The organism is Xanthomonas vasicola, assembly GCF_000772705.2.
GTDB classification, from domain to species: Bacteria; Pseudomonadota; Gammaproteobacteria; order Xanthomonadales; family Xanthomonadaceae; genus Xanthomonas; species Xanthomonas vasicola.
In genome coordinates this window covers 47,660-69,001 of sequence record NZ_JSBW02000035.1, presented here as the reverse complement: position 1 = coordinate 69,001, position 21,342 = coordinate 47,660, and the positions used below count along the sequence as shown (strand labels likewise).

Here is a 21,342-nt window from a genome sequence, read left to right as displayed (position 1 = left end):
GCTCGGCCTGTTTGAGCACGGCGATGATCTGGCTGTCGGTGAAGCGGGATGTCTTCATGGAACCTCCTCGGAAAAGGGTACGAGAAAATTCCACTTCTGGCGTCAGCTAACCTGCGGGGGGATTACCGGCCAAGCGCTGGGAGCACACCAAGGCCAGCCTGCGTGCGAAGGTGGAACACCCGTTTCGGGTGATCAAGCGTCAGTTTGGTTACGTCAAGGTGCGCTATCGCGGTTTGGCGAAGAACACCGCACAGGTGCTGACGCTGTTTGCACTGTCGAATCTGTGGCTGACGCGCAAAGCGTTAATGCCTGCTGCGGGGAAGCTGTGCCTGTAATCCAGGCAACACCCCGCAAACGGCCGAAACCGGCAAAAAATCGGCGATTTGAGCGCCCTCAGCGCGGCGGATGCGGTTTGCTTGGTTTCCCGGTCGCGTTGATCAGACCATCCTTAAGGGGCTGCCGATCGCGCAGTGGCCGCAGTTGGTGGAGACCTGGCTGCACACGATCGGCGTACTGGATTGATGGGTCAGCGCTGCTGATGGGGACGACAAGTCGATCATCGCGAGCGCTACGGCTATCACAGTGTGGCGGCGCTGCTGGATCGGTAGATGCGGTGGGTTCCTGGCAGCTACTGGTGCCAGCGACGGCTTGCGCTCGCTGCCCGCAGAACCGACACTGCGCGCCCGGCCGCCTTGCGCCTGATGGCCGGCGCCTACAGGAGCGCAACGCGTGAACCAGCAACTGCCCCCCAACCGTGGCCTGCTACCGGCCCGGATCCTGCTGTGCTATTCGGCCATCGCGCTGTTGATCATGCTGGTTTTCAGCTGGTCGATGCCGCCCATCGATGCGTCCGGTTTCCGGCAGACGCAGACCGCACTCTCGATCGACTGGATGCTGCGCGGCGGGCCTTTCCTGTCCTATCTCACGCCGGTGCTCGGCGCGCCGTGGTCAATACCGTTCGAGCTGCCGCTGTTCCAGTGGTTGGCTGCGTTGCTGTCCAAAGTCACCGGCATGAGTGCCGACAATAGCGGTCGCTTGCTGTCCACCCTGTTCCATGTGGGCTGCATCTGGATGACGTATCGCATCACCCTGGTACTGCGCCCCGACCGCGTGCTGGCACTGTGTATCGCCGGTGCGTTCGCAGTGTCGCCGCTGGCCCAGTTATGGGGCCGCTCGGTGATGATGGAATCCACCGCGGTGTTCTTCGGTCTGGTGTTTGTCTGGGCGATGGCACGTCTGTACGTGCAGCCGCGGGCCTGGCACGGCGGGGTCGCCGTTGCTGCCGCGGTACTGGCAGCCTTGATCAAGATCACCACCTTCTTCGGTTTTGCTGTTTTCACCGTCCTGGCGCTGGCCTGGGTGGCGTTGCGCGAGCATGGCTGGCGTCCACAGTGGTTGGCCGGGCATTGGAAGCTGCTGGGCTGGGGCGCGGTGGCGGCCGTGGCGGCGCTGGGGGCCCTGCTGCTTTGGCTGCAACATGCCGACGCCTTGAAGGCACAGTCGTTACTGGGCCAACAGGTCACGTCCGCTAGCCTGTCGGGCTTCAATTACGGCACCCTGCAGCAGCGCCTGGATCCGGCCATCTGGTGGGGGACCATCTTCAAGAAGCGCTTTGCCGGACCGGTGGGTTCGAACTGGGTGTTCCTGATCATCCTCGTCGCCGGTTTGTCGATCCGCCAGATCCGTGCGGCGGTGGTCTTGTTGTTGCTCGCCTACCTGGCGCCGATGCTGGTCTTCACCAATCTGCAGGTGGTGCATCCCTATTACCAGTTCGCGCAGATGGTGTTCGCCACCTCGATCGTCGGCCTGGTGCTGTGGCACGTTGTGCAGCGTGGCCAGGAAGTCGGTAAACCCGGCCGCGGCGTGGCATTGGCGGTGTTCCTGTGCCTGCTGTCACTGGGCTCTGGCCTGGTGAGTGCGCTGAAGAACATGAAGCAAGCGCGTGAGCCGACGTCGATCTCGCAGATCGCCGATCAGATCCGTGCCGCGACCCCCGAACAGGGCGTGGTGGTGGCCTTTGGTGATGACTGGTCTTCCGAACTGCCCTATCGGTCCGGGCGCCGCGCGGTGATGATTGCCGACTGGGCGTCCGATCAGGCCTTGCAGTCGCTGGCCAGCACCGACACTGCGCTGGGTGGCCTGCCGCTGGCGGCGTTGGTCGATTGCCCCAACAAGGTGGGCAGCAGCCCGCAACGGGCGCAGTGGCACGCCACGATCGTGCAGCGTTATTCCGCGGGCGCGCAGCCGCAGACGATGGGCGATTGCCGGTACTGGCTGCATCGGTAGTGCAAGCCGGCGGCTTGGCCGGCGACGCGGTGTACGCGTCGGCCAGAGGCCGTCAGGGTTTGCGCACCAATAGCCTCGTTGCCGGGCGGCGGCTGTCGCTAGGCATGGTGCGTGAGTGCGGTAGCAGGCCTTGCTGCCGCCCGCGCTGAACAACGCCGCCGTCGATACCAATACGCAGAGCGCCGCGCCATGGCGGTGCGAGCTGATGACGGCGCACGCCGGTCCGGTCCTTGCCGAATCTGCACTGCCCAATCCCGTTCTTGTTACGCAGGTCCTGGGCCGTCGATGCGTGGCGGATCGTCCTGATACAGCCGTGCCGGCCCGCCTAGCGCTGGGTCGCTGATTCCGGGCTTGCCGGTTTCCACGCGTCCGGCAAGGCGCTGGCGCACCCCGTCCTGGACCAACCACAGGTCGTACCAGCCGCCGGTCGATGTAGCGCTCCAGCGCACACGGTGCTCGTCGCCGGCGGCAACGGTGACGTGCTGGCCCCGTTGCGTTTGCGTGTACGCGCCAGGTTTCAGCGCGACGTGCAGTGGGCGGTTGCCGGGATTGCGTAACATCAGGCACAGCGCCTGCGCATCGTTTACGTCCTGCGTGATCTCGGCCACCAGCAACACCGCGCTCAGATCGCCACGATAGTGACGATGGAATCCGTTGGGGCCGAGCAGCCACAGATCGTAGCGGCCATCGTAGGTGGTCCACGTTCCTTCCACTGCGGCGCCGTTGCCCACCGTATAGCGGCGCGGAATCGCGGCGAGATCGAAGCGGTCGTAGACATGTAGTACCACCGCGGCGCCCGCGTTGGTCATGCGCAGCTGCACCTCGCCATGCTCGGGCAGATGGGCTAGCTCCACGCTGGGGCGATACGGCAGTGCGCGCGAACGGCGCACGCCGAACGGTTGCTCTGGCGGCTGCAATGTGCCCGGCAACGGCGGCAGTGCGTGTTCGCGCAAGGCTGACGCGCGCGCTGCGGCTTCACTGACATCGGGCAGCGCTGCGGCGAATGCGCGCGTATCGGTAGTGCGGAAATCGAAGGCGTTGGTCAGATCGCCACACACCGCGCGCCGCCACGGTGTGATCTCCGGTGCGGGCACGCCGAAGCGACGTTCCAGCATGCGCAGCACCGAGGTGTGGTCGTACACCTGCGAATCCACCCAGCCGCCGCGGCTCCATGGCGAGATCACATACATCGGCACACGCGGGCCCAGCCCGTACGGTCGCCCGCGGAATTCAGGCAGATCCACTTTCTGCTCGCCTGGCGCCGGATGGCGGTGGTAGTCGTCGTCGGTGGCGATCGTCGATGTACCGGCAAACCCGCCAAGCGCACGTGCATCCGGCGACGGTGGTACGGGTGGCGGCATATGGTCGAAAAAGCCGTCGTTCTCGTCGAACATCAGCAGCAAGGCGGTGCGGCTCCACACTGCCGGATCGGCAGTGAGCGCATCCAGCACACGCGCGGTGTAAGCCGCGCCCTGGGCCGGGCTGGACGGATCCGGGTGCTCGCTGCCGGCCGCATCGGCAATGATGTAACTCACCGCGGGCAGGCGCCCGCCCAGCACGTCCTCGCGCAGCTGCGCGACACCGCGCGTGCTCACGCCACGCGCGCGCAGGTCTGGATCATGTCCGTGTGCGGCACTGTACGCCTGTCGAAACGGCGCAAATCCTGCCAGCGGGTTGTCGGTGAAGTTGTCGGCCATGTCCTGATAGATCTGCCAGGACACACCGGCGTTCTGCAACGCTTCGACATAGGTGCCCCAGCGATACGGCTCGGCAAACCCACCCAGTTCCGGAAAGTTATCGTGCGAATTGCCAATCACCGGGCCGCCCGCGCGGGCCTGCGGATCGTTACTGCCGGTCCACAAAAACACACGGTTGGAATTGGTGCCGGTCTGGATCGCAGCGTGGTACGCATCGCAGACGGTAAACGCATCGGCAAGCGCGTACTGAAACGGCAGATCAGCACGCGTGTAATAGCCCAGCGCGTGATTGTGCTTGGCGGCGGCCCAATGCCCGAGCCGGCCATGGTTCCAGGCCTGCTGTGCATCCGGCCAGCTATGCGGGGTGCCTTTGACGCGCATGAAACCGAACTGCGCTGCCGTGTCCAGCGCAAACGGCGTCAGCCACTGGCGGCCGTCTTCGCTGGGTTGCAGCCACACCGTGCGCGCGGGTGCGCCGGGCAATGGCGGCGCCGGAATCGGGAAACGGTCGCCGAACCCGCGTACACCGGGCAGGGCGCCGAAGTAATGATCGAACGCGCGGTTTTCCTGCATCAGGATCACCACGTATTGCAGGTCCTCTAGCGTGCCCGTGCGACGGTCCGGCGCGATGGCTGCGGCGCGCGCGATGCTGGGTGGCAACAGCGCGGCGGCGGCACCAGCAAGCCCGGTCTGCAGTGCGCGGCGGCGGGGGAGATCGATCATCGTGTCACCTGGTTGGCGTTCCAATCCTGTCTGCAATGGCGAGCGTCGAGCCTACCCGGCGCGCTTGCGTAATGCGTTCTTCGGCTGCTCGCAGGAAAGGCGATCAATTCCGTTCCCAATCGCAGGAAGGTTGTCCGCAGTGTGGATCGGGCATCGTACGTTTACCCCGATCCGCTCTTGCGCATGTCGGAGCAAATCGCCTTCGCAGATCGAGCTGCGTGCGGCTGGGTTAAAGATCCAGCGTCAAGGTCAGGCCCACGGTGCGCGGCGCGGCGATAAAGGCACTGTCGCTGCCATCCACGCCCTCCAGATAGCGTTTGTCGGTGAGGTTGCTGACGTTGAGTGCCAGCTGCAAGCCTCTGAATTGCGAGCTCAGCTGCGAGAGCTCCACACCCAGGTTGGCATCGAAGGTGGTCACGCCATCAAGCGCGGCGCGGTTGGACGCGTCCAGGTAGCGCTTGCCCAGATAGCGCCCGGAGACACCGAAGCGCCATGCCTGGCCGCGCCAGTCGGCCGACACCACCAGCGTATTGCGCGGTTGGCCGATTACCTGCGCACCGGGCGTGATCTCCAATGCGGTATCGCGCGCGGCATCGCCGCTACCCAGGTAATCTGCTTTGTTGTAGGTGTAGGCACCATTGATGCGCCAGCCGTTGTCCCAGCCGTAGCCCAGCGCTGCTTCCACACCGCGCGCATGCACGCCGCCGAAGTTTTCGTACACGCCATCGGTTTCGCCCAGGTAGTCGATGCCGGTGACGAAGTTGGCCGGCACATACACGATGCGGTTGTCGAAGCGGATGTCGTAGAGCGTGACGCTGCCGGTCAACGGCCAGCGGCTGACACGCAGGCCGAGTTCGATGTTGTCGGCGGTTTCCGGTTTCACCCGGCTCAGCGCGACCGGATCGGTTTCGCCCAGCACGCCGGACGGAATCGCGGCGAAATTCTGCGAGTAACCGGCAAAGGCTTCCAGGCCCTGCACCGGTGTGGTCCAGGTCAGGCCGGCCGACAGCAGCGGATCGGAATGTGAGTCCGATTCCACGTGCTGCGCATCGCCGATGCGGCGGTCGCGGGTTTGATCGACGAAGAACTGCTTGACGCCCACGCGCCATGCGAACGCGCCGTAACGCATCACGTCCTCCACGTAATACATCTGCTCGTCGGTCTGGTAGTTGTCCTTGAACTGCACCCAGTACGGCTGATGATCGAAGCTGATGTTGGTGCCGACATTGAGCAGGCGATGCCAGTCGCGGGTGACGCTGCGCTCAACGCGCTCCAGCCAGGCACCGGCGCGCACGGTGTTGTCGATGGCACCGAGGTCGGCGCGCCATTCCACATCGGCCATCGCGCCTGCGCGGTGATTGTCGTAATGGCTATGCCGATACGATTGCACCGGCACCGAGCCGGCCGGATAGCAAGCGGGGTTGGATTCGGCCGGCACCGCGTCGCTGCCGGCGCAACCGGTCAGCATGGTCGCGGCCGCGCCGCCGGGGGTGAGGTAATACAGTTTGCCCAGGTCGCTGCCGCCATACACGGTGTTGCCGCCGCGCGCCTCCGATTCGGGTGCGCCGGCGCCATCGTTGGTGACGTCTACCAGATACGGCGGAATCCAGTCGCCGCGCCCCTGCATGCGGTGCGCATAGCCGGTGAGCGTGGTCTTGAAGCCGTTGCCGCCATCGAACGCGCCGCGCAGATAGCCGAACGTGTTCTTGCGCAGCGCGCGCGAGCCGGAGCGATAGTTCTGGTCCAGGTACGGAATGCCGGTGAGCGTGCCGGTCAATAGGTCGTGCTCGGGGTCGCGCGCGAACTGCTCCGGGGTCACGCTGGTGTACTCAGATTCGTCGGCATCGTCGTAAGAGGCATAGCCGCTGAGCGTCCACTGATTCAAAACGCTGACGAACTTGCCGGCCAGGTGATCGCGACTGGTGTGGCCGCTGCCGTCGATCCAGTCATCGTTACGTGCCGACGAACCACTGACCCAGGCACGCGTATTGCCGCCGATCAGGCCGGTGTCGTAGCGCGCGTAATATTTGCGCGCCTGGTTGTCGCCGATACCGCCGATCACGCGCACACGCTGCGTTTCCAGCGGTTCGCTGGTCAGGTAATTCAAGGTGCCACCCAAGGCTTCGTTGGAGCGCGAGGCGATGTCGGCAGTGCCCTGGCTCACTTCCACCGTTTCCAGATCCGGCATGTCGATAAAGCGGTTGGCCTTGGAGCCGCCGCCGTATGCCGAGCCGCCATTGGGCACGCCGTCGATGGTGGTGCCAATTTGCTGCGTATCGCGATTGCTGACAAAGCCGCGCATGCTGATTTGCGTGCCCCAGTCAGACGAGCCAAAGGCATCGGCTTCGGTCACCACCACGCCGGGCAGTTCGTTGAGTGCGTCATTGACGCTGCCGAGCACGAACTGGCGGTCCAGCATTTCCTTGCTGACGGTGGCCTTGGAATACGTCATCGCCTGGCCGACCACTTGCACCTGATCCAGCGTCGATACCTGTTCGGCAGTGCTGGCCGGTGCGGTCGCGGTCGGGTCGAACGTTGCGCCATCCGGAACCTGCTGCGCGTAAGCCGGCAGCGCGAGCGGAACCAGCAGTAATGCGAGCGGGGCTGGGTGGCGCACGCGCAGGCAGGACATCGAATCCATTGAAATCCACAGCGGGGGAGGCGATCCAGGAAGACTGCCGCGCTTGCGTTGCGTGATGATGACGGCGCTGGAAGTGGGGCTGCGATCACTCGCTCGAATCACTCGCTCGAATCACTCGCTGGATATACGCAGCCTCATAGCCAGAGCGACGACGTGTTTAGCGGCGTTTGGATGCTTCCAGCCGAGCTGACGAGATCTTGGGCGAAGCGGGGTTTGGGTTGGTCAGCGGATTGAGTCAACAGCTGAGTCGGCCGATGGCGCGATGCCCTCACCGCTCGCGGGACACGCCGTGAACCATTCCTGGGGGCTCGATGGCGGCATCCATGCCGCCAACGGTCCTGCAAGCGATAGGACGCCGCACTAGGGATGGTCTGATCAACGGGGCCGGAAAACGAAACAATCCACATCCACCGCGCTGATCGCGCTCAAATCGCCGATTTTTTGCCGGTTTCTGCGCGTTTGCGGGGTGTTGCCCCGATTACAGGCATACCTTCCCAACGGCAGGCATCAACTGCTTCCGCTTCAGCCACAGATTCGACAGTGCAAACAGCGTCAGCACCTGTGCGGTGTTCTTCGCCAAACCGCGATAGCGCACCTTGGCGTAGCCAAACTGGCGCTTGATCACCCGAAACGGGTGTTCCACCTTCGCACGCAGGCTGGCCTTGGTGTGCTCCCAGTGCTTGGCCAACATCAGTTCGCGCTTGTTCTTGATCTGCTTCAGCTTCGAGGGCTTCTCCGCGATCAGGTAGCGCAGCTTGCGCTTGCGCTTGATCTCCTCGCGCTTCTCAAGCCCGTTGTAGCCGCTGTCCCCGCACACCGTGTCTTCCTTGCCGTGCAGCAGCTTGTGCGATTGCGTCACATCGGCCACGTTGGCCGCCGTGCATGCGACGTGGTGCACCAGCCCGGAGTCATCGTCCACCCCAATATGCGCCTCCATCCCGAAGGAGTACTGGTTCCCTTATTGGTCTGGTGCATGTCCGGATCGCGCTCGCCCTCCTTGTGCTTGGTCGAGCTGGGCGCAGCGATGATCGTGGCGTCCATGATCGTCACGCCGCGCAAGCTTTGCCCCTTGCGCGACAGGTGCGCGCTGACCCGATTGAACAGCTTGCGCGCCAAGTCATGTCGCTCCAGCAAGTGGCGGAAATCGAGAATCGTCGTCTCATCCGGCACCTCGTCCAGACCACCGATCTTTGCGAAACGGCGCATCGACACCGTGTCGTACAGCGCTTCTTCCGCCGATGGATCGCTCAGCGCATACCACTGCTGCAAAAAGTTGATGCGCAGCATCGTTTCCAGCCGATACCGCTGGCGCCACGGCTGCCCCGACGTCGGGTAGTGCGGCTCGATCAGCGCCAGCAGGTCCTTCCACGGCACGAACTGGTCCATCTTGGCCAAGAACACTTCACGCCGCGTCCGCTTGCGCTTGCCGTTGACTCCGCGTCGCCGAAGGTCAGTTGCATCGTCGTTGTCCGTTGCGTCTGTGCGATTGTCGCAGGATCAAGGGGGGGTGTTCAGAGTTCCCTAAAAACGAGGCGGGTAGTGTCACGTATCTGTGGTGGTGAGTTGATCAGACCTTTCCTAGCTACGTTCAAATCCTCTGAGCAAATCCCAATCGGTGACATGCCTATCATATTCGGACTGTTCCCATTGCGCAGCATGGACGTAGTGTTCGACAACCTCGCTTCCTAGCACCTCGCGCAGCCAACTGGAGTTCGAGCTAATGCCGATAGCAGCTCTTAGCGTTGTTGGAATGTCCGGCAATCCCGTATCGCGATATGCATCGCTCTTGCAGGGATCGCACAGTGGCAGTTTCTCGTCAATCCCTGCCAAGCCGGCTGCAATCAGTCCGGCGAACGCAATATAGGGATTCATATCAGCGCCACCAATACGGCACTCGACGCGCAGATCATCAGAACCAATGCCACAAACACGTAAGCCGGTCGTTCGATTGTCGTAGCCCCATGATATCTTAGTCGGTGCGAAAGTGTCGATCTGGAACCTTTTATAGGAATTGATGTAGGGCGCCAATAATAAAGTAATATCGCCCGCGTACTTGAGAATTCCGGCTAAATAGTTTCTCATTATAACCGACATTCCTTGCGGTTCTGCTTTGTCATAAAAAAGGGGGCGGCCGTCAGAAGACCATAGCGACCCATGGACATGGCTGGATGAACCCGCATAATTATCGTTCCATTTCGCCATGTAGGTGATCGACTTTCCGTGCTGTGCTGCTATTTCCTTACTGCCATGCTTGATGATTGTGTGCTGATCAGCCATCAATAATGGGTCTGAATGGCGGACATTAATTTCCCCCTGACCAGCGCCCCCTTCCCCCTTTGTACATTCAATTTCGACCCCAGCACCATGTAAACCGTTCCTGATCGGACGCATGACGCACTCCTGCTGCGTTGTCGACAGAATACTATAGTCCTGATTGTAACTTCCAAATACCTTGGGAAGATTATAATTCCTTTTTGATATCTCGGTATAGGTCTCATCAAAAAGATAGAATTCAAGCTCCGATGCAAAACAGGCACGCATTCCGCGGTCGGTTAGCCTGCGTAACTGCCTTTGCAATATATGTCTAGGCGATTGCGCCACTGGCTGCCCGTTTTCACTGTAGACATCGCAAATTACCAATGCCGTTGCGTCGAGCCACGGCAGCAATCGTAAGCTGGAAAAGTCAGGTCTGAGGATGAAATCGCCGTAACCAGCGCTCCAGCCTGCACTCGCGTAACCTGGTACGGGAACCATTTCCATGTCATTAGCCAATAAATAATTACAAGCATGGCCTAGTTCGTAACCGTGACGAACAAATGTAGCGGCATGATAGCGTTTCCCCATAAGCCTGCCCTGCATGTCAACCATGCAGACCAATATCGTGTCGATCGAGTTGGAGGCAATCAAATTCCGGAGTTCATCAAGGTTCATAATAGATTTACCGCCGCCGCTCAAATAGGCCTTATTTATATGAAAATTTAACGAGAATTGCACGTCTACTGTTGGCGGCGAATTGAAATCGGCCGGCCTTGCCCAGATCCGTTAGGGAATTTATGCATATGACTGATCCAGTTCTCAAACAATAAAAGCGCATGACCGCGCCATCTATTCGTCGGCGGGAGATGAGGGCAATCGTTTGGAAAATAACCCTTGGGCAGCTGGATATTTGCTCCCGCATCCAGGTCGCGGAAATACTCATCTGCAAGAGTATTCGAATCATATTCAATATGATTGAAGAAATGCAAGGCATGATGTTCAGGATCGCTAAGAAGGCAAATCCCCGCATCAAATGAATCAATGAGGACCGAAACACCGCTATCCACAGGGAGATCGATGCGACGTATTTCCGTCCAGCGCGATACCGGAATGTGGACTTCTCCAGTAAATCCCTTTAGGTAAGGTGAATTAACGTCATAGATGTGATGTTTGAATACCCCGAATAATTTCTCTTCTAAAACGTATTTTTCCACCCCGTAAAAGAAATGCATAGCAGCTTGCGCGGCCCAACAGATGTTAAAGCAACTATGGACGTGGGTCTGCGTCCAACGGAACACTTCAGTAAGATCATCCCAGTAATCAACGCTGCAGAAAGGAATCTTCTCAATAGGAGCCCCGGTTATTATAAATCCATCAAATTTTAGGGTCTTAATATCGCGCCAATCTTGATAAAACGCCTTCAAGTGTTCGATGGGTGTATTCTTTGATGAGTGGCGTGATATCCTAACAAGAGTCAACTCGACCTCGAAGGGAGTGGAACCCAAAAGACGGGCTATCTGGATCTCGGTATTGATTTTATTTGGCATGAGGTTGAGTAAACCCACGCGTATAATGCGGCATTGCCGGTGAATCGTTGTTTCATCTTGCAAGACCGTGATGCCTTCGTTTTCAAGAGCACGACCTGCTGGCAATCCTTTAGGTATTATTATTGACATGAGGTTGTGTCCTCCTTTAACAAGCGGTATGCGTCGGCCGTTTGTAGGATGAGAAAATTTGATTCAGTCAGTAGATAAATAAGAAAATTGCGACAAGCAGATATATGGCGCCGGCAAACCGAATTATATTGCGTTCATTCCTGAGGAGGGCGCGAGCCCTTTGGGCGAGTAGCGCATATCCACCATAGATTACGAGCGAAATAAATAATCCCATCAAAATCAATGCAATTGCTTGGTGCGTGTAAGAATAGTATGGGCTGATAAAACTTGGATAGGTGAGCAATGTGGCCAGCCATCCCTTGGGATTGGTTAGGGCTACAAGTGATGAATCAATGAATGCCTTTCGCGGGATAGAATAGATTATCTCGGTACTGTGATGTTCGGGTTGGTGCAGCAATGAGACTAGGCCAAGGTATGTGAGATAAATGGCTCCTACAAAACGAAGATAACCGAGAAGAGACGAGTGCTCGTGTATGAGCAAGCCGACCCCGGACAGCGCGATAACGGCGTGAATCAAAGTAGCTAATCCAAAGCCCAATAAACAGGGAACCATGATTTTATGGCCATACTTGATAGTTTGAGCCACGACAAATGCTACGTTTGGTCCAGGCACGGCGACCGCGCAAGTGAACGCAATCGCGAAAAGAACCATTAGCTGGGAATCCATTGTCTCGGCATTATATTAAGTAATGTTGGTCGCTTCAATCTATTTCTTGGAAGAAAGAGGCGGAAGTATTGGCGCCATGCCGCCTCGATTCGTATGCATAGCAAGCATCGCCAAAGAATTGAAATATCTTCTGACTCACTGGATCCTGCTTGACATGCCATTCCGGATGCCATTGCACTCCTAACTGAAAGGTCGAGGATCGGTAGGAAATTGCCTCGACAACGCCGTCGTCTGCGATAGCCTCTACACGAACCCCGGGTGCCGGCTCGGACGCTCCTTGATTATGGAGCGAGTTAACTTGGAGCACATTTTTTTCGTCTTTGAGAATATCGGAAAGCAGTCCATCGGAAATGATCCGAATCCCGTGTGATGGCAGATATTGTTGATCGCGAGGTACGTTCAAGGGCTCACTATGTACTATGCCGAGCTCAGTGACAGGCAGCTGTGCAACAAGTACTCCGCCTTGCTGTACATGCATTTCTTGCAATCCACGGCAAATTCCTAGGACCGGCATATCTAGCTCTCTCGCGATCGACAACGCGACACACGACAGGCGATCCCTGGGCCGGTCTCGTTCCCTAGCGATAACGTCGTCGTCGGCACGGTTCCATCGACGCTGCAGGCCATTAAAGATGTCTGCATCAAGATTTGATTCATCACCAGTCAATACTAGGCCATCTAAACGACGCATCAGATAACGGAATTTCCTGAGGCTTGCGTCCCAACGAAGATCGCCGTCCACAGTAGGAAGAATGACGCATTCAACAGCAGCGTAGATATCAAGGGCTTCAATGTAACGTCTTCTTAACCTGTCACGATGAACTCCATCATCAATGTTTCGATTTGCTGTGACTCCAACAACAGGTCGACTCACGTATTCGGAAACCTTTTCCATCGTGGATGTCCTCCGGCTCATTTGCGCGGCCCAATTTCGTAGAGGCGACGGTTTCGTTCAAGCAATTGCGCGATTACGCTTGGCTGTCCCTCTGGGCCGCTAAAAAATAGGCCACCCCAGGATTTCGCAATATTTGCATATGTTGGATCACGCATCCGGATTTTCTGTGCTTTTTTTAATAACCAGAAAGGAACCGCCGGCGAAAGATGGTGCTCAAGATGGTACTCATCGTAATTGACACCAAATAACAAGCGCTCTATGAGTCCGCTTTTTCTATTCCTTGTCAAATAAACATTCTTGACCTCACTTTCGCACATCGGCGAGTGCTCAGCCAGCTCGGTGAACCAACCCAAAACCTGAAAAGTGGTGAGATAGGGGATTAGCCAAAAAAGCACTAGCAGATGGAGAGCATTTGCTGAGGTAAAGCCAACTATTACCGTTATCCAGAACGCCGAGAAACCATACGAATCTATAAGGACGTCTCGCTTATTGACGATCCTCTCCTTGCTTCCCAAGACAAAGAATCGGTTACTCCAAAGATAGCTCAAATAACGAAGGGTGGCCCCGCCGAAAATTGACTTCCAGACAATAAATGATTTATACTTGCGCGGCTCGCGAACCGTATAGACCCCTGATTTGACAAAGAACTTCAAATCAGGGTCCTGCTCTGGATCACCAAGGTGCGGATGATGTAGGTGTACATGGGAGACGCGGTATGCCCAGTGCCGCTGGAATATAGGATAGGCGGCGAATATCGTCCCGAGTAAATTGTTCCATAATCTATTCTTTGCTAGTATTCGGTGCGCTGCATCGTGTGAGATCGTTGTTAGCCCGCGCTGGTGAGCGCCAATAATCAACAATGCCAATGGGTAAAGCCACCAACTGACTTGAACCGTAGCAACTGCGCAGGCCACCATTATCGTATAATCCTTGATTATATATAAGGCGCCGGTAATGTTATCTGTGCGCAAGCCAGCCAACTCGCGCATGATTTCGCTAGAAAACTCGAATTTTTCGAATCGCTTATTTCTGAGCGACCAAGTCTGCTTTGTTTTCATGATGCTTCTCCAGGCGGATCAGCCATTAAACGGCATCAAGGCCGCGTTTAATGTCATTAATTATGTCATCAATATTCTCTATGCCGACGCAAAGGCGGATAGAACCATCGAGGATTCCAGCTGCCTCACGCTGAGTTTTAGGGACGGTCGTATGAGTGGTAGAGACTGGATGAGTTACGAGCGTTCGTGCATCCCCCACATTCGACACGTGGTACATTAGACGGATGTTCTGCACGAACTTTCTACCTGCAGTTTCATCGTCCAACTCGAACATGATCATTGCGCCGTAGCCAACTTTGAGATCAATCAGTTCATCTACGATTTCTCTTTCGCGTCCCGTAGCAAGGCCAGGATAAGAAACGCTTCGGACCTTAGGATGACCTTCCAGAAAACGGGCAACCAACGCAGCGTTCTGGCAGTGGCGGTGCATGCGCAGGCTTAGTGTTTCCAAACCCTGTATCAATTGAAAACTTGCGAATGGGCTGATCGCCGCGCCTGTATCGCGAAGCCAAGTCATACGTGCCTTCAAAAGGTAAGCACTATTACCTAAATCTTTCAGAAAGTGCACCGCATCTCGCCAGCATATGCCGCCATGCGCCTCGTCAGGGCCATTTAGCAGTGGGAAGCGGGAGACATCATCCCAAGCAAAGTTCCCATTGTCGACGACCAGTCCTCCTAGTGTGGTGCCATGGCCGCAGATGTACTTTGTTGCCGAATAGGTAGTGATGGCGGCCCCCAACGCCCCGGGCCTGCAAGCAAGTGGTGTTGTAGTGTTGTCAACAACGAGGGGAATGCCATGGACCCTGCCAATCTCAGCAAGCGCCGATACCGGCAAGGGAATGACACAAGGATTGGAAAAGACTTCGCCGAACAACGCTATGGTCCTGTCATCGATTTGCCGCCTGAAGGATTCTGGTTCCTGGGGGTCAGCCGATCTTGCCTCAATGCCTAAGCGCTTGAAGGTGTTAAACAGCAAATTCCAAGAATTTCCATAAAGATACTTCGATGTAACTATGTTGTCGCCCGGTCGACCGCTGCCCAAGTTCATTAGCGCAAGAAAGGTAGCGGCTTGTCCAGAAGCCACTGCAAGCGCATCCGCCGCGCCCTCCACCCGGGCGTATCGGCGCTCTAGTACACGGGTGGTAGGATTAATGATCCGCGTATAGGTGAAACCGTCTCGCTTTACATTGTATATATCAGATACACCCGCTAGGTCATCACTGAGCTCATAAGCCGTGGTCTGGTATATGGGAACTGCCATAGCGTTGGTGACTGGATCGTGCCGATAACCTGCGTGTAGAACGGCTGTTTCCGTCAAAAAGTCTTTTTCGTGATTGCGATACGACATCAGACCGCTCCACCTGCAAGCGCGGAATTGGAAAATTTCGCCTCTGTCAGACGGCGTTTGCGATCTTCGAAAAAATCACGGAATGCTGTCGCCATAGTGATTATCCATTTTGGCTCGATCGCGCCGATGCAGCCGATCCTGAAGCTTCGCGTCTGAATATGGAATTTTGAGTAGATATAGAGATTGTACTTTACAAGATGGCAATAAAATTCATCGAAATCCTCTTCGGTATCAATCACACCCTTCGCGGTGAGCGCCAAACATACCGGGGATCGTGCCATGGCACTTAGTAACGGCTTAGCGTATTGGTGGGTTGCACTAATAATATCTTCTCGTACGATGCAATATCGCCTTCTGCGATTTTTCACGCCTTCACAGCTCAGCAATTCGAGCGCTTTGGTGCAGGCTTGTATCACATGAGTAGGAGGAGTTGAACGCCATTCTCCTGTCTGTTCAAAACTTTTCCATTGAGCTCGAACATCCAGAACGAAAGAATTGACCGGAGTTGTTTTTTTTCTTGTCAGTAACGCCAAACTGGCGATTACTAATGAAATGCCAGGCGGTCCTTCAATGCATTTATTACTGGAAGTAACAAGAATGTCAAATGGCGTAGCTTTTACGCTAATATCGAGTGCGCCAAAAGAGCTCATAGCGTCTACAATCGTGACAATTCCATATTTTTTTGCCAACTGGACGATTCCATCAAGTGGATTTATTACGCCAGTGGTTGTCTCACAGTGTACAAAGCAGATGTGAGTTATGGAGCGATCTTTGCAGAGGTATCTCTCTATATCGACGACAGAAAGTGGTTTGTCGACAGGTGCATTAATGCTGATTGCGCTTATTTCGCGCAGTTGAAGTATTTTAAGAATGCGTTCGCCATATATACCATTTATGCAAACAAGCGGCTTATCGGACTGGGAAATAAAGGTGGCTAACGCCGCCTCGATTCCGTATGTTCCACTACCTTGAATTGGTACAACCGAATGGGAATCCTGTCCTTCAACCAGGTTGATCACTAGATTGCGCATCAAGGCAGTCATGATCCTAAAGCTTTTGTCCCTTGAGCCCATGTCAAACTGCATCTGTGATTTTACCTCGTCGCTTAAGGCCAACGGACCTGGTGTCATTAAGAAATATTTTTCTGTAGACATATAGGAACCTCAGTAGCGGAGGATAGGCACACTTAGCTCAAGATGCTTACGCAGGCTACAACTAGTGGTGATGAGGGGGGGGCAACGATGCCTGTTTAAAAACTTTTGAATAGCCAAATTGTGGCAGGCAACAAGTTGGTGTGCTGCAGTTGCTCTATATCTAAATTTAATTAATATAAACTATGATGCATATCATGATATACGCACACACCGAGCCCAGTGTGCGGAGACATGTGATAATTTTGAGAAGAAACCGCGCGAGGACGGGCTATGTAAAAATTACTCGATCTTCTTGGCCAGAGTATCGCGTTGCTGCTGCATCGGGTTCAAATCGATGACGCTCGCAAACACAGGATCAGTGCGCTGGAGATCGGCGGCGCCGATCATTTTCTTCTTCAAAGGAATTGAAAAATCGGCAGCCGATCGCAACAGGCAGCCGATCGCAACAGTGATGTTACATGTCACCTCCGTGACGGTCACCTCGGTTGACCAATCACGCTGGCCAACCTTCACCTTGTGAGCGGCTGCAATTTTCTCATCCAATGAGTAAGAGCACTCACAGCCAGATTTTCTATGCCGCGACAACAATGTCAGCGGATTACTGAAGTCCTGGCGTCTGGCATGGCGTTGTTCAAGGGAAAAATTCATTTGGATAGCTCTCTGTCGGCATCAGCACCAATCACAATGTTCCTACTCTACCGAATCCTTTCTAATTTCAATAATTTCAATATTAGGTTAGCCTAGGTTTGATTATATGCTTCGGATGAGCTGGCGCAAGGTAATTTTGCAATCGCAGACATGAGATTTTGTTATTAAAATTTTCGTCATGATCGTTGTGCGCGTCCCTTTAGCTTTTATATGAGATATCCATCTAATAATCTCCTGACAAACAGCTGAAATACCAACGCCGATCTACTGTGGCTGGAGCATTGCTGCGTGACCTCCCCCTGCGTTAGGGAACCTCTGAACAACACACCGCAGATGAGCGACACTCTCCGCTCACGTATAGGGACGCGACATACAACTGACGTAGGTGGCGCTGAGGACCTAGGGAAGGTCTGATCAACGAGGCCTGAGAGTGCGGGATGTCGCGTCGTTCCGAAGAGTGGCGTTTGGATCTTCGGAATTTCGCCATTTCTGGCGCTTTGCGTGGGAATTCCCCGGTTTACAGGCGCACGCTCCCCATAGCCGGCAGCAACTGCTTTGGCTTCATCCACAGATTGGAGAGCGCAAACAAGGTCAGCACCTGTGCGGTGTTCTTGGCCAGGCCGCGATAGCGGAGCTTGGTGTAGCCGAACTGACGTTTGATCACCCGGAAGGGATGCTCCACCTTCGCGCGCACGCTGGCTTTGAAGTGCTCCCAACGCTGTTCCCGAGCACGCTCGCGGTTGTTGCCGATGGCTTGGATCGTCGAGGGCTTGGCGGCGCTGAAGAATGCAGCTTCGCAGTCCTGCAGCTCTTTGCGTTTGTCTGCACCGGTATAGCCGCTGTCGCCGAACACGCTGTCTTCTTTGCCGTGTAGCAAGGTGTGCATCACCGTGACATCGGCGACATTGGCCGCTGTGCAATGGACGTGGTGCACCAGCCCGGAAAACTCATCCACGCCGATGTGCGCCTTCATCCCGAAATACCACTGATTGCCCTTCTTGGTCTGATGCATCTCAGGGTCGCGTGCGTGATCGGCGTTCTTGGTCGAGCTGGGTGCAGCGATCAGCGTCGCATTGACGATCGTGCCCGACCGCAGGCTCTGGCCCGTGCGCGCCAGATGCGCGTTGACCGCTTCCAGCATCCGCGCGGCAAGGCCATGGGTCTCCAGCAGACGCCGAAAGTTGAGAATCGTGGTCTCGTCGGGAATGTCGTCCAACCCGCAGAGCTGGGCAAATCGCCGTAAGGTCGGAATCTCGTGCAGCGCTTCTTCCATCGCCGGATCGCTCAACGCATACCACTGCTGCAGCAGATGAATCCGCAACATCGTTGCCAGGGCGTATGGCTGCCGCCCTGGCCGCCCCGACACCGGATAGTGCGGCGCGATCAGCCCGAGCAGTTGCTGCCACGGAACCACCTGCTCCATCTCGGCCAGGAAGATCTCCCGCCGGGTCTGCTTGCGCTTGCCCAGGCCCTCCGCGTCACCGAACGTCAGTTGCATGGATGAATCCTCAACATGAGGCGGGTAGTGTCGCGTATCTGTGGTGAGTTGATCAGACCTTCCCTAGGCAAGCGCAAGCAGACCCGCCGCGAGATCTTTGTGGCCGAGATCGAGCAGGTCCCCTCGACGTCCCCCCGTCGCTGGTCGCAGTAGCACTTCTGCGTCGTGCACTGACCAAACTGTTCAAGCCTCCTAGAAAACAGCGCGAAGGAGGGTTTCAGCGTTGCTTGGTATGCGGTGGCGCTTCGGCCTGCTGGGTTTCCGGCATCAATTCCAGTGCCGACGGCGTGGTGCGCAGAATCGGGCGGAAGGCGATCGGATGGGTGCGGCGGCGGGTGAAGCGTAACAGTCGCGACAGCGTGAATCCGGCCAGTGCCAACAGCATCACGGCGAAGTACACCGGCAACGCGGCTGGGCCGAATTTCTGCATCGCACCGCCGGCCAACGCTGGGCCGACCGCCGCACCCACACCATGCACCAGCAACAAACTGCTGCAGCCGGAAAGCAGGTCTTCGCGCGGCAGGTAATCGAGCATGTGCGCCACCGCAAACGGATAGAGCGAAAACGCCAGCCCGCCATAGACGAAGAACAGCACGAACAGCATGGTCGTCTGCGTCTGCACCATCGGCAATGCCGCAGCGATGGCGATGCCGGCGGCCATCACACTCACCGTCACCAGGCCGATGCGGCGGTCATGCCCGTCGCTGATGCGCCCGATCGGCCACTGCAGCACCGCACCGCCCACGATGGCGGTGAGCATGAACATCGCAACGCCGTCGGAATCCAGCCCGATCCGCTTGGCGTACACCGGCAACAAGCCCCAAAACGCGCCCATCGCCAGGCCGGAAAGGCCGGCGCCAATCGTCGCCACAGGCGCTAAGGCATACAACGTGACCAACCGCAGCCGCGATACATGCGGCACCTCGGGCGGGATCAGTCGCGTGGTCATCACCGGCATGACCGCTGCACAGAACAGGATCGCCGTCAGCGTAAACATCGCCGGCGCGCCTGCGTCGCCGATGGTGAGCAGGATCTGCCCCAGCGCTAGCGCCGACAGATTGATTGCCATGTACACCGAAAACACCCGGCTGCGCCGGCGCGCGTCCGGTTCGGCGTTGAGCCAGCTTTCGATCACGGTATACAGACCCACCAGCGCCGCGCCGGTCACCAGGCGCAGTACGCCCCAGCCCCAGGCATTCAACCAGATTGGATGCAGCAGCACCGCAATGGCCGCCAGCGCCGCATAAAACGCAAATGCGCGGATATGCCCGATGCGGCGAATCAGCGGCGGTGCAAAGAAGGTGCCGAGAAAGAAACCGGCGAAGTAGCCGGACATGATCAAGCCCAACGCACGCGCATCGAAGCCGGCCTGATCGCCGCGCACGGCGAGCAGCGTGCCGAGCAAGCCGCTACCGGTGAGCAGCAGGGCAACGCCGAGCAATAAGGCAGTCAGCCGCAGCATGGATGCGGCCCTCGTGGGGGAAAAGGCGCGTCGATCACGTGTCCGAGTGTAACAGCCTGCCCGACGCAGCTTGACTGTGTTGGCGTGCTTCGATGGGGTTGTCGGCGATTGCCAGGTCGCTCTGTGATGTGATTCCTGCAACGTGTAGGACTTCTACGATTGGCTGCACGCTGCGCTGCCTGCATGGCTCATCCACTCACGCACTCACGCACGCGCATCGCGCGCGCAATGAAGCGGGACGTCATTCCACCACTGCGCACGCGGGGGCGGGACTGGGGGTATTGCGTCCGTACACGGAATCCATCCACGCGATGTTCTCGAAGCGGCCATCCATGGTCGCCGCCCGCTACGCGCCGCCGACCTTGATCGCCCACCGTCGCTGTCGCTGCGCACCGCCTACCCCCACTGCACCTGCCAGCCTGCATGCGTCTAGAATCTGCGCCCCTGCATCGTCTTCAACTGATCCTGCCATGCCCATCTACGGTTTCCAGTGCACCACCTGCGGCCACGCATTCGACCGCCTGCAGAAGATGTCCGACCCCGATCCGCAGAGCTGCCCGGCCTGCGCCGCGGCCACGATCAAGCGTCAGGTCACCGCGCCGTCGTTCCGCCTGTCCGGCAGCGGTTGGTATGAGACCGACTTCAAGTCGGCCGGCGAAAAAAAGAAAAACCTCACCGAAAGCAGCAGCGCCGGCGGCGATGCCAAACCGGCCGCGGCAGCAGAGAGCAAGCCTGCGGCCAAGCCCGCGTCCGATCCGGCGTAAGTGGTCACGGTGCGCAGATTGCGCCGGTTGGCGCGATGCCGCGCGCCAAATGCCCCCGCGTCGCGCATCGTGCTGTCAGCAGGGTCACGCTAGCCTGCGTTGTTGCTGGCCGCCAGGTCAGGTGGCTGTAAGACGCCAACGCAGTTCGCCGCCATCAGTGTTGTGCCCGCAGATTGATTTGTTCAAGCGCTCGCAATCGCCGCATCGCCGCCCTGGTGTGGGCGACTTGCTGTCTGCACGCACCTATGCCGGCGCGCTGCTGTCGATGGACGGCTACCGCGTGGTGCTGGCTGCCGACGGCGCTGCCGCACTGCATTGCGGGCGAGTATGGGCTGGCTGGGCCATGCTCGGTAAGTCTGGTTCCGCCATCACACCTGCATTCCCAGCAAACCTCTGACGAAGCGTGCGCGCGCGGCTACCAGGCTCTACGGCCCCGACGTGCGCGTCGCGCGCGCAGGTGTTGCCGCACTTCTTTATGGTTGCCCCGGCCGGGTTCGAGATCCGCACCGCCTGGATACCTGCTGTTGTCGATAGCAATAGCCCGGTGCCTCGCCGAAGCGCGCAGGCCG

General features: G+C 57.5%; 15 protein-coding genes and 3 pseudogenes. 5 read left to right on the top strand and 13 right to left on the bottom strand.

Annotated features, from left to right (window positions below; all coding sequences use genetic code 11):
* Positions 1 to 128: 128 nt before the first annotated feature.
* The 3 genes and pseudogenes from NX05_RS08200 to NX05_RS08195 all read left to right on the top strand — a co-directional run.
* A pseudogene (locus NX05_RS08200) lies at positions 129 to 335 on the top strand (transposase); the annotation flags it as partial.
* 115 nt (positions 336 to 450) lie between these two features.
* A pseudogene (locus NX05_RS23685) lies at positions 451 to 522 on the top strand (xylanase); the annotation flags it as partial.
* Between the two features lie 207 nt (positions 523 to 729).
* On the top strand, positions 730 to 2,286 hold the full coding sequence (locus NX05_RS08195; protein WP_039436767.1) for an ArnT family glycosyltransferase: 1,557 nt from the start codon (positions 730 to 732) through the stop codon (positions 2,284 to 2,286).
* 263 nt (positions 2,287 to 2,549) lie between these two features.
* On the opposite strand, the gene NX05_RS08190 is transcribed toward NX05_RS08195, so the two are convergent.
* The 13 genes and pseudogenes from NX05_RS08190 to NX05_RS08135 form a co-directional block, all read right to left on the bottom strand.
* A complete protein-coding gene (locus tag NX05_RS08190) occupies positions 2,550 to 4,706 on the bottom strand; it encodes a phosphocholine-specific phospholipase C (RefSeq protein ID WP_039436765.1) in 2,157 nt (718 codons plus the stop codon).
* A gap of 229 nt (positions 4,707 to 4,935) precedes the next feature.
* Positions 4,936 to 7,407 (bottom strand): TonB-dependent receptor domain-containing protein, encoded by a 2,472-nt coding sequence (locus tag NX05_RS08185; protein ID WP_039436946.1) that lies wholly within the window; start codon positions 7,405 to 7,407, stop codon positions 4,936 to 4,938.
* Positions 7,408 to 7,825: 418 nt separating this feature from the next.
* A pseudogene (locus NX05_RS08180) lies at positions 7,826 to 8,807 on the bottom strand (IS5 family transposase).
* A 118-nt stretch (positions 8,808 to 8,925) separates the two neighbouring features.
* The gene (locus NX05_RS08175) at positions 8,926 to 10,278 is read right to left on the bottom strand and encodes a glutamine synthetase family protein (protein ID WP_039436943.1); all 1,353 of its coding nucleotides are present in this window, start codon (positions 10,276 to 10,278) and stop codon (positions 8,926 to 8,928) included.
* 65 nt (positions 10,279 to 10,343) lie between these two features.
* Positions 10,344 to 11,279, bottom strand: coding sequence for a homoserine O-succinyltransferase (locus tag NX05_RS22140; protein ID WP_100243572.1), 936 nt, complete (start codon positions 11,277 to 11,279; stop codon positions 10,344 to 10,346).
* Between the two features lie 67 nt (positions 11,280 to 11,346).
* Positions 11,347 to 11,946, bottom strand: a complete 600-nt coding sequence (locus NX05_RS08165) for a LysE family translocator (protein WP_039436757.1) — start codon at positions 11,944 to 11,946, stop codon at positions 11,347 to 11,349.
* A gap of 34 nt (positions 11,947 to 11,980) precedes the next feature.
* Complete coding sequence (locus NX05_RS22135; RefSeq protein WP_080764576.1) at positions 11,981 to 12,841, bottom strand: gamma-glutamyl-gamma-aminobutyrate hydrolase family protein; 861 nt, start codon at positions 12,839 to 12,841, stop codon at positions 11,981 to 11,983.
* A gap of 17 nt (positions 12,842 to 12,858) precedes the next feature.
* The gene (locus NX05_RS08160) at positions 12,859 to 13,899 is read right to left on the bottom strand and encodes a fatty acid desaturase family protein (protein ID WP_010363239.1); all 1,041 of its coding nucleotides are present in this window, start codon (positions 13,897 to 13,899) and stop codon (positions 12,859 to 12,861) included.
* Between the two features lie 25 nt (positions 13,900 to 13,924).
* The gene (locus tag NX05_RS08155) at positions 13,925 to 15,247 is read right to left on the bottom strand and encodes an O-acetylhomoserine aminocarboxypropyltransferase/cysteine synthase family protein (RefSeq protein WP_039436754.1); all 1,323 of its coding nucleotides are present in this window, start codon (positions 15,245 to 15,247) and stop codon (positions 13,925 to 13,927) included.
* On the bottom strand, positions 15,247 to 16,401 hold the full coding sequence (locus tag NX05_RS22130; RefSeq protein WP_080764577.1) for a 2-aminoethylphosphonate--pyruvate transaminase: 1,155 nt from the start codon (positions 16,399 to 16,401) through the stop codon (positions 15,247 to 15,249). The genes NX05_RS08155 and NX05_RS22130 overlap by 1 nt, the downstream gene beginning before the upstream one ends.
* Before the next feature lie 279 nt (positions 16,402 to 16,680).
* Positions 16,681 to 17,049, bottom strand: a complete 369-nt coding sequence (locus NX05_RS23680) for a hypothetical protein (protein WP_126922596.1) — start codon at positions 17,047 to 17,049, stop codon at positions 16,681 to 16,683.
* Between the two features lie 517 nt (positions 17,050 to 17,566).
* Positions 17,567 to 18,547, bottom strand: coding sequence for an IS5 family transposase (locus NX05_RS08140; RefSeq protein WP_053012849.1), 981 nt, complete (start codon positions 18,545 to 18,547; stop codon positions 17,567 to 17,569).
* A 217-nt stretch (positions 18,548 to 18,764) separates the two neighbouring features.
* Positions 18,765 to 20,009 carry an MFS transporter gene (locus tag NX05_RS08135; protein WP_039436747.1) on the bottom strand — a complete coding sequence of 415 codons (1,245 nt, stop codon included), beginning with the start codon at positions 20,007 to 20,009 and terminating at the stop codon, positions 18,765 to 18,767.
* Between the two features lie 470 nt (positions 20,010 to 20,479).
* Here NX05_RS08135 and NX05_RS08130 point away from each other — a divergent pair, with 470 nt between their 5' ends.
* Together NX05_RS08130 and NX05_RS08125 are read left to right on the top strand one after the other, a co-directional pair.
* Positions 20,480 to 20,773: an FmdB family zinc ribbon protein gene (locus NX05_RS08130; protein WP_010379621.1), complete on the top strand. Its 294-nt coding sequence runs from the start codon at positions 20,480 to 20,482 to the stop codon at positions 20,771 to 20,773.
* A 157-nt stretch (positions 20,774 to 20,930) separates the two neighbouring features.
* Entirely contained in the window at positions 20,931 to 21,170 is a 240-nt protein-coding gene (locus NX05_RS08125; protein ID WP_017118561.1) for a response regulator, read from the top strand.
* Positions 21,171 to 21,342: the final 172 nt, after the last annotated feature.